The following is a 14,492-nucleotide window of genomic DNA, read 5'->3' on the forward strand; positions in this document are numbered from 1 at the left end:
GGGCGTCGTTTCGCGCTCCCACGCCCTTCGGGCTCCACGGTGTCACGGTGGTCGCCCGCCGTGTTCGCGGCCGTCCTCACAGTGGGGGTGCTGGCCTTCTACGGCGTCTCCGCGTCGGAACAGGCGCTCTTCGCCGCCTACGCCGTTCTCGGCCTGGCCTTTCCCGGGGTGCTGCTCGTCCGGGCCCTGTACGGCGGCGGCCGCACCCTGGCCGAGGAGGTCGCCCTCGGCCTCGCCCTCGGGTACGCCGTCGAGCTCTTCGCCTACCTCGCCGCGCGCGCTCTGGGGTTCCCGCTGCTCGTGCTCGCGTGGCCCGTCACCGTGTACGCGCTCTTCCTGTCCGTTCCCCGCCTGCGCCGGCACTTCAGGGGCGGCGCCCGCCTGGTGCGGGCCCCGGTGTGGTCGTCGTGGTCCCTGGCGCTGCTGTTCGCCTACCTCCTGCTGTGGAGCGCCGCGTCGTTCTTCAGGACTCACGCCCTGACCTGGCCAGGGCTCGGCACGGCCTCCGTCGACATGCCGTTCCACCTGGCCCTGGCCGGTGAGCTGAAGCACCATGTGCCGCCCATGACGCCGATGGTCGCCGGTGAGCCGCTCTTCTACCACTGGTTCGTCTACGCCCACCTGGCGTCGGCGAGCTGGGTGACGGGGCTGGAGCCGCTGGTGCTGCTGTTCCGGCTGGCGATGCTGCCGATGCTGGCCGCGTTCGTCGTGCTGTGCGCGATGACGGGGCGGCGCGTGACAGGCTCGTGCGCCGGGGGAGCGCTGGCCGCCGCGGCCACGGTCTTCGTCGCCGTCCCCAGTCTCTACCTGGGAAGCAACGGGGCGTTCACCTGGGGCGGCGTGGCGGATCTCGCCTGGACGAGTCCCACCCAGACCTTCGGGTCCCTCATGTTCGCCCCGATCCTCCTCCTCCTCGTCGACCTTCTCGAACATCGGCGCCGGGACGCCCGCCGCTGGCTCCTGCTGGGGATCTTCCTCGTGGCGGTCACGGGGGCGAAGGCCACCTACCTTCCGCTGGCCGGCGCGGGGCTGGTCGTGGTGGCCGCGGCTGAGACGGTCAGGCGGCGCAGGCCGTCGTGGCCGGTGCTCGCGGCGCTCGGGATGACCGCGGCGTGCTTCCTGTACGCGCAGCTCGTGCTGTTCGGCAGGGGAAGCCAGGCGACGACCGTCTCTCCGCTGTCCTACATGCGCACCTCGTGGCAGGAGCTGACGGGGCTGGGAGTGGGAGCCGAGCCCCCGCCCGCCTCCGTGCTCGGGATCACGCTGGTCTACCTGCTGTGCTGGGGCGTCACGTGGTGCGGGGCCCTCGGCCTGCTGAGCCGCCCGCGGCTGCTCGTGCGCCCCGCGACCGCCCTCATGCTCGGCGTCGGGGCGGCGGGCCTCGGCACGATGTTCCTGCTGGGGCATCCCGCCCGCAGTCAGCTGTTCTTCCTGTGGGGCGCCTACCCCTGCCTGGCGACCGTCACCGTCTACGGCGTCGTCGTGCTGCTGCGGCGCGCCCGGGTGTCACGCGGGGCGGTGGTCTCCGCCGTCTGTGCCGGCGTGCTCGCCGCCTACCTGGTCCCCGTTCTGTGCGGTGTCGGTGTGCCCCTACGCCCGGGGCAGCCGGACACCCTGCTGTACCGGCCCTACGTCGCGCTGCTGGCCGTCGCCGTGCCGGTCGTCGCGTTCCTGGTCGTCAGACGGGGGGCCGTGCGGGCCCTCGCCCTCGTGGTCGCCGCCTGCGCCGCCCTCGGGCTGCCCGCCGACCTGCACGCGCGCGTCCTGTCCACGGTCGGCGACCTCGTCGGCGTCGGCGACGGCGTCTCCCCGACGGCGGGGGCGGCGGCCCCGCAGGCCGTCCCGTCTGGAGCGGCCGAGACCGGACGGTGGCTGCGCGCCAACTCCGACCCCGGCGACCTGCTCGCCACCAACGCCCACTGTCTCTGGACGGACGGCCCGCGCTGCGACAGCCGCCACTTCTGGTTGTCGGCGCTGAGCGAACGGCGCGTGCTGGTGGAGGGGTGGATGTACACGGCGACGAACCTGGCCCGATGGCGTCCCGGTCTGGCGCCCGAGCATCTTCCCTTCTGGGACGAGGAGCGGATCCGGCTGAACGACACGGCCTTCCGCGCCCCCTCGGCGGACGTGATCCGACGCCTGCGGGACGTCTACGGCGTGCGCTGGCTCGTCGAGGAGGCGCGGAGCGGCGCGAACCCGGGAATCGGCGACTTCGCGCGACTGCGATTCAGGTCGGGGGACTACGCCGTCTACCGCATTCCCGATGATTCCCTGACGTGATAACCCGGGCCGGTGGTCCGCGGCATGCGCCGGCCGGCCCGAACGGGGCGGAGTGCCATCAGAGCGGGTTGTTCCCGGCATTCATGAGAAACGCGGGCAACTGGTTTCCCCGTCGATTCCGGGTGCCCGGGTCACGCGTCGGGGCCGACCGGGGAAAAGGCGAGGAAGGCGATCTCCAAAGCGCGGCAATCCACGGCCAAGAATACCGTAATGCGGCACAGCGGTTGTCGCGTCGGCCGCCGGGCGTGTGATGCGGTGTCGGTCAGGAACGGCGACCAGGGCTCGCCGGAGCGGTCCTGAACTCTCACCGAAGGCAGAGGGCCGACGATGCATCCTGTTCACCAACATCCGCCTTTCCTCTAGAACCTCGGAGAAAGCGAAGGAAGACATGGCGGACCGAATCGCGATCAACGATCTCAGCCGGCACGCCTCGTCGACGGAAACGGCTGTGCGCGCCTCCGTCGAGCGTGTGCTGGCGAGCGGCTGGTACGTCCTGGGCAGGGACGGCGAGGCCTTCGAACGGGAATTCGCCGAATACTGCGGCACGGACCACTGCGTGGGCGTCGCCAACGGGACCGACGCGATCGAGCTCGGCCTCCGCGCCCTGGGGGTCGGCGCGGGAAGCCGCGTCGCCACGGTCGCGAACGCGGGCTCGTACACGACCACGGCTCTGGCGGCGCTCGGCGCGCACCCCGTCTTCGTCGACGTCGACCCTGACACGAAGCTGATGGACCCGGACCGCCTCGGGCGGGTCGTCGAGGAGGGAAACCTCGACGCGGTCGTGGTGACGCACCTGTTCGGGCTCCTGCACGACATGGAGGAGATCCTGAGGGTCGCCTCCCGCGGCGGCGTCGCTGTGTTCGAGGACTGCGCGCAGGCCCACGGGGCCCGCAGGGACGGACGACGCGCGGGGAGCTTCGGAGCCGCGGCGAGCTTCAGCTTCTATCCCACCAAGAACCTCGGGGCGCTGGGCGACGGCGGCGCCGTGGTGACGGGCATCCCGGAGGTCGCCGAGCGGGTCAGACGTCTGCGGCAGTACGGGTGGGAGTCGAAGTACCGCATCAGCGTCCGAGGCGGACGCAACAGTCGTCTCGACGAGTTGCAGGCCGCGGTGCTCAGGGCCAAGCTGCCCCTGCTGGACGGCTGGAACGCCAGGCGCCGCGAGATCGCGGCGCGCTACTCGCGGGAGATCGTCCATCCGAAGGTCCGGTGTCCCGAGGTCCACGGCGAGGAGTTCGTCGCGCATCTCTACGTCGTCGTGAGCGACGACCGCGAGGCGCTCCGGGCCCATCTCGCCGAGGCGTCCGTCCTGACCGACGTGCACTATCCCGTTCCCGACCACCGCCAGCCCTGCCTGGCGGAGCTCGGGCCGTGGCCTGGCCTTCCCGTGACGGACGAGCTGGCGGCCTCGATCCTGACGCTCCCCTGCTATCCCGAACTCTCCGACGAGGAGGTCGCGCGAGTGATCTTCCACATCAACACCTGGTGACGTCATGTTCTCCGTGATCATCCCCGTCTACCGGAACGCGGAATCCATACCGTGGCTGATCTCCGAGCTCACCGGCGTCAGCGCGACCGTCGAGGAACGCCACGGGATGCCGGTGGAGTTCGTCTTCGTGGTCGACGCGAGCCCGGACGACAGCTTCGCCCTCCTGGAGAAGGCGCTGCCGCAGGCGCCGTTCAGGTCGCAGCTCCTCCTGCACGCGCGCAACTTCGGGTCGTTCGCCGCCATCCGCACCGGCCTGCGCGCCGCGCAGGGCGACTACTTCGCGGTGATCGCCGCCGACCTTCAGGAGCCGCCCGACCTCCTGGTCAGGTTCCTCGACAGGCTTGTCAACGACGACCTGGACGTTGTGGCAGGGGTTCGCGAGGGGCGTGACGACCCGGGCATGTCACGCTTTTCCGCCAATGTCTTCTGGGCCTTCTACCGCCGTTTCGTCGTGCGGGACATCCCCGCGGGCGGGGTCGACGTCTTCGGCTGCAACCGCCGCATCCGGGACGAGCTCCTGCGGCTCGAGGAGGCCAACAGCTCCCTCGTCGGCCTGGTGTACTGGCTCGGCTTCCGCAGGGGCGAGGTGCCGTACGAGCGGCGCGCCCGGGTCCACGGCAAGAGCACCTGGACGCTCGGCAAGAAGGTCGACTACCTCCTCGACAGCGTCTTCGCCTTCACCGATCTGCCGATCCGCGTCCTGACCGTCCTGGGCGCGCTCGGCTGCGCCGTCGCGGCGTGCCTGGCGGTCTTCGTCGTCGTCATGCGGCTGACGGGCGAGATCGAGGCGGCCGGCTACACGACCACGATCCTGGTCATCACCTTCTTCGGGGCGCTCAACACCCTGGGACTCGGGTTCATCGGGTCCTACGCGTGGCGAAGTTACGAGAACACCAAGAGACGTCCCCTCGCCCTGGTACGCACGGCCCGGGCCTTCGACGGCGCTCCCGAGGCCGTTTCCCCGTTCCTTCTCACCGGCAGGCGCGCATGAACCAGACCTTCATCCATCCGAACGCCGTCTGCGAGAGCACGGTGATCGGCGCGGGCACGCGCGTCTGGGCGTTCGCGCACGTGCTGCCCGGCGCGCGCGTCGGAGCCGACTGCAACCTCTGCGACGGGGTCTTCGTGGAGAACGACGTGGTCATTGGAGACCGCGTGACCGTCAAGTGCGGCGTCCAGCTCTGGGACGGGATCACGATCGAGGACGACGTCTTCATCGGCCCGAACGCCACGTTCACCAACGACCCGTTCCCGCGCAGCAAGGCCCGCCCCGAGGCGTTCGCCCGCACCGTGGTCCGCGCCGGCGCCTCCATCGGCGCCAACAGTACGATCCTGCCGGGAGTCGAGATCGGGACGGGGGCGATGGTCGGCGCGGGCGCGGTCGTGACGCGCTCGGTCCCGCCGAACGCCGTCGTGGTCGGCAACCCCGCCCGCATCAAGGGATACGTCACCGACGCGGGACCCGTCGGCGTTCCCGCCCCCGCGGGCGAGAGCAGACGCCCGGGCACGGTGGGGCTCGGGGTCGGGGCGGCGAGCCTGCACGAGCTGCGCGTCGCCAAGGACCTGCGCGGCGAGCTGTCCGTGGGGGAGTTCGAGCGCGAGCTGCCCTTCATTCCCAAGCGCTACTTCCTCGTCTTCAACGTCCCGAGCCGGGAGGTCAGGGGCGAGCACGCGCACCGCGTCTGCGAACAGTTCCTGATCTGCGTGCGGGGCTCCTGCGGCGTCCTGCTGGACGACGGCCGCAACCGCCGCGAGATCACCCTGGACCGTCCCAGCCGCGGCGTCCACATGCCCGCCATGATCTGGGGAACCCAGTACCGCTACTCCTCGGACGCCGTCCTGCTGGTGTTCGCCTCGCACTACTACGACCCCGACGACTACATCCGCTCCTACGGGGAGTTCCGCAGGGCCGCCCTGAGCGAGCCGGCGCGGACGTGAACGGCTCGCGGCTCCAGTTCGCCCGGTTCCTGGTGGGCGGCACGGTCAACACCTGCACCGGCTACGGCCTGTTCCTGGTGCTGTCGTGGTGGCTGCCGCCGTCGGCCGCCTACTCCGTCACCTACGTGTTCGGCGTCGCGTTCTCCTACGCCATCAACACGTTCTTCGTGTTCAGGACCCGCGCGTCGGTCGGCTCCGCCGCGCGCTTCCCCCTCGCGTACCTGCTCTCCTACCTCGTCGGCCTCGCCCTCCTGACGGCGCTGACCGGGGCGGGGCTCGACAGCAGGATCGCGATGGTCGTGGTGATGGCCGTCAACGTCCCGCTCACGTTCGTGATGACGCGACGCGTCCTCAGGGGCGGAACCCGCGCGCCGGAGGACGACCGGGCGTCGCGGGTCGCGGCGCCCCGGCACAGGGAGCCGAGCCCCCGCTGAGAACCGGTGTCGCGAAAGCGGAAAACGCGATATCGCGCCAGGAAGCATGAGGCACGGTGTCATTATCGGCCAGTCCCAATATTGGCAAGGAAACGATCAACGGGCTGCGTCCAGGCGCGCCGGTGGCCTCCGCGTTATCAGGCTTACGCGCATGGACACAAGCTCGCCCGTGCAGGGGGCTCCGCCTGCCCCGCCCGGCCCTCCGGCGACCACGCCGCGCGGAGGACCCGGAAGGCATGTAAGCGGTCACGAACTACGGCGTGCGGCGGCGAAGTGGCTGCCCGCCGTGTTCGTGGCGTCGTTCAGCGTGGCCGTGCTGAGCCGTTTCGGGGTTTCCGTAGCAGAGACAAGCCTTTTCGCGGTCTATGTCGTGCTGTGCCTGACGTTTCCCGGGGTGCTGCTGATCAGGGCGCTGTACGGCGGCAGCCGTACGACGGCCGAGGAGATCGCTCTCGGCACGGCGCTCGGCTACGCCCTCGAGATCTTCGCCTACGTCGCGGCCCGCGCCGTGGGAGCACCGCTGCTGGTGCTGGCATGGCCGATCGGCGTCTACGCGGTCTTCCTCGCCGTCCCCCGGCTGCGAAGGCACTACAGGAGCCGGTCCCGCGCGACGGTCGGGGCGCCCCGCTGGTGGTCGTGGTTCCTCGCGCTGGTCGTGAGCTGCCTGGTCGCCCTCGGTGCGGTCACCTTCTTCAGGAGCAGCACCCTCGGCTGGCCCTCCCTCGCGGGGGCCGACCTCGACATGCCGTACCACCTGGCCCTGATCGGCGAGCTGAAGAACCACATGCCGCCCAGGATGCCCATGGCCGACGGGGAGGCCCTCTTCTACCACTGGTTCGTCTACGCCCATTTCGCGGCGGCGAGCTGGGTGACGGGAGTGGAGCCGCTGGTGCTGCTGTTCCGGCTGGGCGTCGTGCCCATGCTGGCCGTGCTCGTCGTCCTGCTGGGTATGGCGGGCAGGCGTGTCACGGGCTCGTGGACCGGAGCCGCGGTCGCCCTCGCGGGTACCGTCTTCATGACGGCGCCGAACCTCTACCTGGGCGTGAACGTCGGCACGTTCACCTGGAGAGGCTTCTCGTCCTGGACAGGGCCCAGCCTGACCTTCGGGGCCATGTTCTTCGCCCCCGTCGTCCTGGTCTTCCTCGACCTTCTCGAGCGGCGGCGCGACGTCGGCAGATGGCTGTTGCTGGGGGTGTTCCTCGTGGCGGTCATGGGGGCGAAGGCCACCTTCCTGCCCCTGCTCGGCGGAGGGCTCGCGGCCGTCGTCGCGACCGAGGCGCTCGTCCGGCGCAGGACGCCGTGGCCCGCGCTCCTCGCGCTCGGGATGACCGCGGCCTGCTTCCTCTACGCGCAGCTGGTGCTGTTCGGCGGGGCGCGGCAGGCGATGGTGGTCGACCCTCTCTCCATGATGCGCAGGACCTGGGCGGGACTGACCGGACCGGTCACCGCCGAGCCCTCACTCGCCTCGGTGCTCGGCGTCACGGCGCTGTACCTGACCTGCCTGGCCGTCGCCTGGTGTGGAGGACTCGGGCTGTTGTGCAGGCCGGGACTGCTCGGCGGGCCCGCCGTCGTCCTGACGCTGGGCATGGGCGTGGTGTGCCTCGTCACAGTGCTCGCGCTCGGCCACCCCCACCTGGCCCAGCTCTACTTCTTCTCCGCGGCCCATCCCTACCTGATGATCGTCGCCGTCCACGGAATCATCGTGCTCGTACGGCGGGCGCAGCTGTCGCCGAGGACCGTGGTCCACGCGGTCGCCGCGGGGACGGCGGCGGCCTGCCTGGTCCGCGCGCTCTGCGGCGTCAGGACCCCGCTGGCCCCCGGCGAGCCGGAGTGGGTCCTGTACCTTCCCTACGCCGTCCTCGTGGGAGCCGCTCTCGTGACAGCCGTCGCCCTGGCCACGGCGGGGCCGCTGGTCCTGGGCAGGCGCGGCAGCCTGAAGGCCTGGGCCTTCGCGCTCGTCGTGTTCGCCGCCGCCGGGCCGCCCGCGGCCTGGTTCGCGCGCGTCCTGCCCGGCGCGGGCGGGACGGCGGCCGCGGGACAGATCGAACCGGTGGCGGAGTCGGCGGTCCCGCGCGGGATCGTCGAGGTCGCACGGTGGCTGCGCGCCCACTCCGATCCCGACGACCTGGTCGCCACGAACGGGCACTGCCGCTGGGGGTACGACAACCCCTGTGACAGCCGCCAGTTCTGGGCGGCGGGGCTGTCGGAAAGGCGTCTCCTGGTCGAGGGGTGGACGTACACGGCGACGAACATGGGCCGCTGGCGTCCCGGCGAGCTGCCCGAGCGCACGCCGTTCTGGGACGGCGAGCGGATCCGGCTGAACGACGAGGCCTTCAGTGCGTCACCGTCGGCGATCCGCGTGCTGGGAGAGCGCTACGGGGTGCGCTGGCTGCTGGCGGACGAGAGGCGCGTGCCGCCGGGGGCGAGGCTCGGGGACCACGCCGAGCTCAGGTTCCGCTCCGGCGACTACGCCCTCTACCGCGTGCCGGACAACCCGGCCTGACGCCGAGCAGGTCCCGGCACGGGGGCCGCCTCGTCCGGCGGACGGGACGGCCCCCCGCGTCAGCGCTCGTCCGCCCCGGACACGGCTCCCGCGTGCGCGGGAGCGTCGGGGAACACGCCGGAGGACCCGGCGCGTTCCCTGACCACGTACGCGGGCCTGCCCATTCCGCTTCCGTGCACGCGCCCGACATACTCCCCCAGCACTCCGATGGCGATCAGCTGCGCGGAGGAGAAGAGCGCCACCATGGTGGCGACGGTGGTGAAGCCCGCGACCGTGGTGTCGCCCGTGGCGAACCGCCACAGCACGGAGGCGCCCAGCAGCAGCCCGACGATTCCCGCGAGGAAGCCGAGGTAGCTTGCCGCCCTGAGCGGAGCCGTGCTGTATCCGAGGAGCATGTTCGCCGCGTGCCGGACCAGCAGGCGCGGGGTGTAGTTCGACCGGCCGTGGCGGCGCTCGTCCATGCGCACGCGGACCGAGCCGACCTGCGTGGTCGACCACGAGAGCGCCACGTCCACGGAGAACTGCGGCCCGGCCAGGTCCTCGAACCCGTCGCGCAGGCGCGTCCTGAAGGCGCGGAAGGCGCTGAGCGTCCGCGCGCCGTCCACCCCGAGGGCCCCGGCCATGCACGCCTTGACCGACCGGGAGGCGAGGCTCCGCAGGACTCCGTGCTCCTCCTCGTGCGGCACGCCGTACACCAGGTCGAGCCGGTCGCCCTCGAGGGCCGCGAGCAGCAGCGGGATCTGCTCGGGCGGGTGCTGCAGGTCGTCGTCCATCGTGACGACCACGTCGAGCTTCGCGTCCCTGATCCCGGCGACCAGGGCGTTCTGCTGGCCGTAGTTGCGGGACAGCCGGATCGCGCGAACCTCCTCGACGTCACGGGCGAGGCCCTCGGCCACGCTCCAGGTGTCGTCGGGGCTCCCGTCGACGACGAGGACCACCTCGTGCCGCACGGACAGGCCGCGCATGACCGAGGTGAGCCTGGCGACCAGCGCGGGAAGGGTTCGCGCGGAGCGATAACACGGGATGACGACCGACACCGACATTAATCCCCCGATTGTTTCCGGCGGCCTGCTGTGGTTCATTTATACCGTCGGAGGACCGCGATCCCGGGACGCCGCCGCATGGTCGAGGTGAAAAGCAGAGGCGTCCGTGCGGGATATTCCGCTTTTCGGGCCGGAAGTTTACCCGGGGCTCCTCGAAGGAATCACGTCGCATATCTGCCGTTCACCGGAAATGGGCCTTTCGCGACCAGGGGGACCATAGGCATGGCAACGCGTCTCCTATTCTTCTACAAAAGCGGAAGACGGTGCGCGGCTGGCAATTCCGATGCCGCATAAATTCGAGCCGACAGATGGCCGGCACGGCCATGCGTTCTTCGCGGAAAGGCTCAAATAGCGGTGAAGGCACTCGTCCTAGCGGGCGGCAAGGGCACGAGACTGCGCCCGCTGACCCATACCTCGGCGAAGCAACTGGTTCCCATCGCCAACAAACCGGTGCTCTACTACGGACTTGAGGCGATCAGGGACGCGGGCATAACCAGCGTGGGGATCGTCGTCGGCGACACGGCCCACGAGGTCAGGGAGGCGGTCGGCGACGGCTCGCAGTTCGGCCTGGAGGTGACCTACATCCCCCAGGAGGCGCCGCTGGGCCTCGCGCACTGCGTGCTGATCGCCAGGGAGTTCCTCGCCGACGAGCCCTTCGTGATGTACCTGGGGGACAACTTCCTGGTCGACGGCATCACCGACCTGGTCGACGCGTTCAACGAGGCCGACCACGACGCCCAGATCCTGCTCACCAGGGTCGCGGAACCGCAGTTCTACGGAGTGGCCCAGCTCGGGCCGGACGGTGAGATCACCGAACTGGAGGAGAAGCCGGAGAACCCTCGCGGTGACCTCGCGATCGTGGGGGTCTACACCTTCTCTCCCGCCATCCACGAGGCGGTCAGGGCGATCAGGCCGTCCGCGCGGGGCGAGCTGGAGATCACCGACGCCGTCAAGTGGCTCATCGACCACGGCTACCGGGTCCACTCCCACTTCGTCGGCGGCTACTGGAAGGACACCGGACGCCTGCAGGACATGCTGGAGTGCAACCGCATCGTCCTGGAGGGGATCGAGCCGGACGTCAGGGGCACGGTGGACGGGTTCTCCGAGATAACGGGACGCGTCGTCGTCGGCGAGGGGGCCGTGATCGAGAACTCGGTGATCCGGGGACCCGCCGTCATCGGGGCCAACACCAAGATCAGCGGCTCCTACGTCGGCCCCTACACCTCGATCGGGGAGGGCTGCGCGCTCGAGGACGCGGAGGTGGAGTACAGCATCGTTCTCGGCGACTCCGCCATCACCGGCGTCTCACGGCTCACCTACTCCCTGATCGGCAGGAACGTCGAGGTGACGCGCGCCACGGGGGTGCCCAACATGCACCAGCTCATGGTCGGCGACCACAGCAAGATCCAGGTGCGCGCATGAGAATCCTGGTCCCCGGCGGCGCCGGGTTCATCGGCTCCCACTACGTGCGCTCACTGCTGTCCGGCCGCTACCCCGGCTACGAGGACGCGCACGTCACCGTGCTGGACAAGCTCACCTACGCGGGCAACCCGGCGAACCTGCGCCCGGTCGCCGGGCACCCGCGCCACACCTTCGTCAAGGGGGACATCACCGACGGGGGACTCCTCGCCGAGCTGGTGCCGGGACACGACGTCGTCGTGAACTTCGCGGCCGAGACGCACGTCGACCGGTCCATAACCGGCGCGGGCGACTTCGTCGTCACCAACGTGTACGGCACGCAGCGGTTGCTGCAGGCCGCGCTCCAGGCGGGGGTGCGGACCTTCGTCCAGGTCTCGACCGACGAGGTGTACGGATCCATCGCCGAGGGGGCGTGGACGGAGGAGGAGCCGCTGCTGCCCAACTCCCCGTATTCGGCGGCCAAGGCGGGGGCCGACCTCCTCTGCCGGGCCTACCACCGCACCTACGGGCTCGACGTGCGGGTGACCCGCTGCTCCAACAACTACGGTCCCCACCAGTACCCGGAGAAGGTCATCCCGCTCTTCGTCACCAACCTCATCGACGGGCGTCCCGTCCCCCTGTACGGCGACGGCCACAACGTCCGCGAGTGGCTGCACGTGGACGACCACTGCGCAGGCGTCCAGCTCGTCCTGGACAAGGGCTGCGCCGGTGAGGTCTACAACATCGGAGGCGGCGTCGAGCTGACCAACAGGCAGCTGACCGAGCGGCTGCTGGCGGCCTTCGGCGTGGGATGGGAGATGGTCACGCCGGTGGAGGACAGGCTCGGCCACGACCGGCGCTACGCGGTGGACAGCGGCAAGATCAGGGCGATCGGCTACGAACCGCGCGTCGACTTCGACGAGGGACTCGCCCAGGTCGTGCGCTGGTACCGGGACAACGAGTCGTGGTGGCGTCCGCTGCGGGACGGGACGCGGTAGACCCGGCGAAAGCACCCCGGTCCGCGGTCACGCGGGCCGGGGTGCTCCGTTGCCGGGGGTCGTCGCCGGGGTCGCCGTAATCCGCCGGCGACGCCGGGAGCGGCCGGGGAGGGTTCGGGGGGAGGGCGGCATGGCCGCCGGGGCGGCCCGGGGTCAGTCCGGGATCAGCTCGAGGAACAGCCGGACGGTGCCGCCGTCGGGGGTGCGCAGCCGTACGCAGTCCTCCCGGTTGAAGCAGCGGGCGCGGATGACGTCGATCAGCTGTCCCGCCGTCGTCGTCAGGCCGGGGTCGAGATGGGCGAGCGCCTCGAACTCGCTGATCCGGTGTCCGGTGGCCTGGGCGTGGTCCTGTTCCTTCGGCGTGATGAGGTTCTCGCACAACAGCGGCCACGACTGCCGGAACAGTTCGACGGAGGCGTCCTCCAGCCTCCGGTAGAGCGAGCTGCCCGTGTCGTGCGGGTGGACCGCCACCTCCTGCTGCGCCAGCACCGGTCCCGTGTCGATTCCCTCGTCGACCATGTGCAGGGTCACGCCCGCGGGCGTGCCGTCGATGATCGACCAGACGGCGGGCTGCCGTCCCCGGTTGTAGGGCAGCAGCGAGGGGTGCATGTTGACGATCCCCCGGGGGAAGGCGTCGATCAGCGCCGGAGTGAAGATGTGGGCGAAGAACAGGGAGATGCCCAGCTCCGCGCCGAGCCGTTCGATCCGGTCAGGGAATCCCGGGAGCGCGAGCATGTCGCCGGTGAAGACCAGGCCCTCCCTGTCGAGGTCGGAGAACAGCCTTCTGATCTCCTCCGCCCGCCGCGGACGCCGGTGGGGGGCGTTGAGGACGACGGCGGCGATGTCGGCGTCCGGCCGGGCGCGAAGCCAGCTCGCCGTCTCCAGGCCGGTTCGGTCGTTGCAGAAAAGGATGACGCGCACGATTGCTCCTTGACCGGTGAGGTGCTGTCAGGTTCGCCGTCACCGCGAAGGGCGGTGACGTGTGTGACGGAGGCGGGCGGGACACGCGGGGCCGCGACAGGGGGCGCCGGTCACGTCCCGGCGGATCGCGGGCGCACCCGGTAGGCCCGGACGGCGTCGATCACGCGCGCCACGTCGGCCTCCTCCAGGTCGGGGTAGACCGGTAGCCGCACGAGCCGGTCGGCGATCTCCTCGGTGACCGGGCAGCCGCCGGGGGCGGGCCTGCCGTACCTCCTGCCCGCGGGCGCCGAGTGCAGCGGCTGGTAGTGGAAGGCCGCCTGCACGCCCCTGTCCGCCAGGTGGGCGATGAACGCCTGGCGGTTGTCCAGGTCGGGAAGGAGCAGGTAGTACAGGTGCGCCGGATGCGCGCAACCGTCGGGGACCACGGGCTGGGAGACTCCGTTGCCCGCCGCCCAGCCCGCGAGCTCCTCGTGGTAGGACCGCCACACGGAATGACGCAGGAACTGGATCCTGTCGAACGACTCCAACTGGGCGGTCAGCTGCGCGGCCAGGATGTCCGAGGGCAGGTAGCTCGAACCGATGTCGATCCACCGGTACTTGTCGACCTGCCCCCTGAAGAAGCGGCTGCGGTCGGTTCCCTTCTCCCGGACCACCTCGGCGCGTCCGGCCAGCTCGGCGTCGTTCAGGAGCAGCGCGCCGCCCTCCCCGCACTGCACGTTCTTCGTCGAGTGGAAGCTCTGGGCGGCCATGCGCCCGAACGAGCCGAGCGGCCGCCCGCGGTACGAACCGCCCAGGCCGTGCGCGTTGTCCTCGACGAGAGCCAGGCCGCGCCGGTCGCAGAGGTCGCCGATCGCCGTCATCTCGCAGGCGACCCCCGCGTAGTGGACGACCACGACGGCGCGCGTCCGGTCGGTGATCGCGGCCTCGACGAGCCGCTCGTCCAGGTTCAGGGTGTCGGGCCTGCAGTCGACGAACACGGGTACCGCGCCGCGCAGCGCGTAGGCGTTCGCCGTCGACATGAAGGTGAACGAAGGCATGATCACCTCGTCGCCCGGACGCAGGTCGAGCAGGAGCGCCGACATCTCCAGCGCGTGGGTGCAGGAGGTGGTCAGCAGCGCGCGGCCCGTCCCGGTCAGCTCCGTCAGCAGGGCGGTGACCCGCCGGGTGAACGGCCCGTCTCCGCAGGTGGCCCCCCCGCGCACGGCCTCGGAGAGGTAGCCGAGCTCGTTGTCGGAGACATGCGTCCGGTTGAAGGCGATCGCGTTCAGGCGAGTTGTGCTCACGGCCGCAGTAAACAGCCAACGGCTTTCGCGATTCTCCTCACGCGCTCGCTCCATTGGCGACCCATTGCGCAAGTCTTACGCTGCGCGGGACGCCGAGCCGGATGGCTGGGACCCGCGGTGACGGCCGGCCGTCCCACGACGGTGAACGACGGTCGGCGCCGATCGGCGCCGACCGTCGTTCACCGGGCTCAGCCGGCGGAGTACA

At 70.7% G+C, this 14,492-nt stretch carries 11 protein-coding genes; 8 read left to right on the forward strand and 3 right to left on the reverse strand.

Translation table 11 applies throughout. The annotated features are described in order from the left end of the window. Positions 1-60 precede the first annotated feature (60 nt). From PKF00_RS42900 to PKF00_RS42925, 6 genes are all read left to right on the forward strand, one after another. On the forward strand, positions 61-2,280 hold the full coding sequence (locus tag PKF00_RS42900; RefSeq protein WP_271223544.1) for a hypothetical protein: 2,220 nt from the start codon (positions 61-63) through the stop codon (positions 2,278-2,280). A 388-nt stretch (positions 2,281-2,668) separates the two neighbouring features. Continuing rightward, positions 2,669-3,769, forward strand: coding sequence for a DegT/DnrJ/EryC1/StrS family aminotransferase (locus tag PKF00_RS42905; RefSeq protein ID WP_271223545.1), 1,101 nt, complete (start codon positions 2,669-2,671; stop codon positions 3,767-3,769). Positions 3,770-3,773: 4 nt separating this feature from the next. Continuing rightward, on the forward strand, positions 3,774-4,760 hold the full coding sequence (locus tag PKF00_RS42910) for a glycosyltransferase family 2 protein (protein ID WP_271223546.1): 987 nt from the start codon (positions 3,774-3,776) through the stop codon (positions 4,758-4,760). Then, entirely contained in the window at positions 4,757-5,707 is a 951-nt protein-coding gene (locus PKF00_RS42915; protein WP_271223547.1) for a WxcM-like domain-containing protein, read from the forward strand. Before PKF00_RS42910 ends, PKF00_RS42915 begins: the two co-directional genes overlap by 4 nt. After that, positions 5,704-6,141: a GtrA family protein gene (locus PKF00_RS42920; RefSeq protein WP_271223548.1), complete on the forward strand. Its 438-nt coding sequence runs from the start codon at positions 5,704-5,706 to the stop codon at positions 6,139-6,141. Before PKF00_RS42915 ends, PKF00_RS42920 begins: the two co-directional genes overlap by 4 nt. A 286-nt stretch (positions 6,142-6,427) precedes the next feature. Further along, the gene (locus tag PKF00_RS42925; RefSeq protein ID WP_271223549.1) at positions 6,428-8,644 is read left to right on the forward strand and encodes a hypothetical protein; all 2,217 of its coding nucleotides are present in this window, start codon (positions 6,428-6,430) and stop codon (positions 8,642-8,644) included. 59 nt (positions 8,645-8,703) lie between these two features. Here PKF00_RS42925 and PKF00_RS42930 read toward each other — a convergent pair whose 3' ends face one another. Next, entirely contained in the window at positions 8,704-9,687 is a 984-nt protein-coding gene (locus tag PKF00_RS42930; protein WP_271223550.1) for a glycosyltransferase family 2 protein, read from the reverse strand. Between the two features lie 354 nt (positions 9,688-10,041). On the opposite strand from PKF00_RS42930, the gene PKF00_RS42935 reads away from it, so the two are divergent. Beyond that, positions 10,042-11,109 (forward strand): glucose-1-phosphate thymidylyltransferase, encoded by a 1,068-nt coding sequence (locus tag PKF00_RS42935; protein ID WP_271223551.1) that lies wholly within the window; start codon positions 10,042-10,044, stop codon positions 11,107-11,109. Further along, positions 11,106-12,083 (forward strand): dTDP-glucose 4,6-dehydratase, encoded by a 978-nt coding sequence (rfbB, locus tag PKF00_RS42940; protein ID WP_271223552.1) that lies wholly within the window; start codon positions 11,106-11,108, stop codon positions 12,081-12,083. Before PKF00_RS42935 ends, rfbB begins: the two co-directional genes overlap by 4 nt. A gap of 153 nt (positions 12,084-12,236) precedes the next feature. Here rfbB and PKF00_RS42945 read toward each other — a convergent pair whose 3' ends face one another. Further along, entirely contained in the window at positions 12,237-13,004 is a 768-nt protein-coding gene (locus PKF00_RS42945; protein ID WP_271223553.1) for a methionyl-tRNA formyltransferase, read from the reverse strand. A gap of 110 nt (positions 13,005-13,114) precedes the next feature. Beyond that, positions 13,115-14,287 (reverse strand): dTDP-4-amino-4,6-dideoxygalactose transaminase, encoded by a 1,173-nt coding sequence (rffA, locus tag PKF00_RS42950; RefSeq protein WP_271223554.1) that lies wholly within the window; start codon positions 14,285-14,287, stop codon positions 13,115-13,117. Positions 14,288-14,492: the final 205 nt, after the last annotated feature.

This window comes from Streptosporangium carneum (assembly GCF_027922005.1).
Lineage (GTDB): Bacteria > Actinomycetota > Actinomycetes > Streptosporangiales > Streptosporangiaceae > Streptosporangium > Streptosporangium carneum.

Bases quoted from the DNA above. Each gene is read 5' to 3' on its own strand.
- PKF00_RS42905 (WP_271223545.1), top strand. From the start codon at position 2,669: ATGGCGGACCGAATCGCGATCAACGATCTCAGCCGGCACGCCTCGTCG.
- PKF00_RS42910 (WP_271223546.1), top strand. From the start codon at position 3,774: ATGTTCTCCGTGATCATCCCCGTCTACCGGAACGCGGAATCCATACCG.
- PKF00_RS42915 (WP_271223547.1), top strand. From the start codon at position 4,757: ATGAACCAGACCTTCATCCATCCGAACGCCGTCTGCGAGAGCACGGTG.
- PKF00_RS42930 (WP_271223550.1), bottom strand. From the start codon at position 9,687: ATGTCGGTGTCGGTCGTCATCCCGTGTTATCGCTCCGCGCGAACCCTT.
- rfbB (WP_271223552.1), top strand. From the start codon at position 11,106: ATGAGAATCCTGGTCCCCGGCGGCGCCGGGTTCATCGGCTCCCACTAC.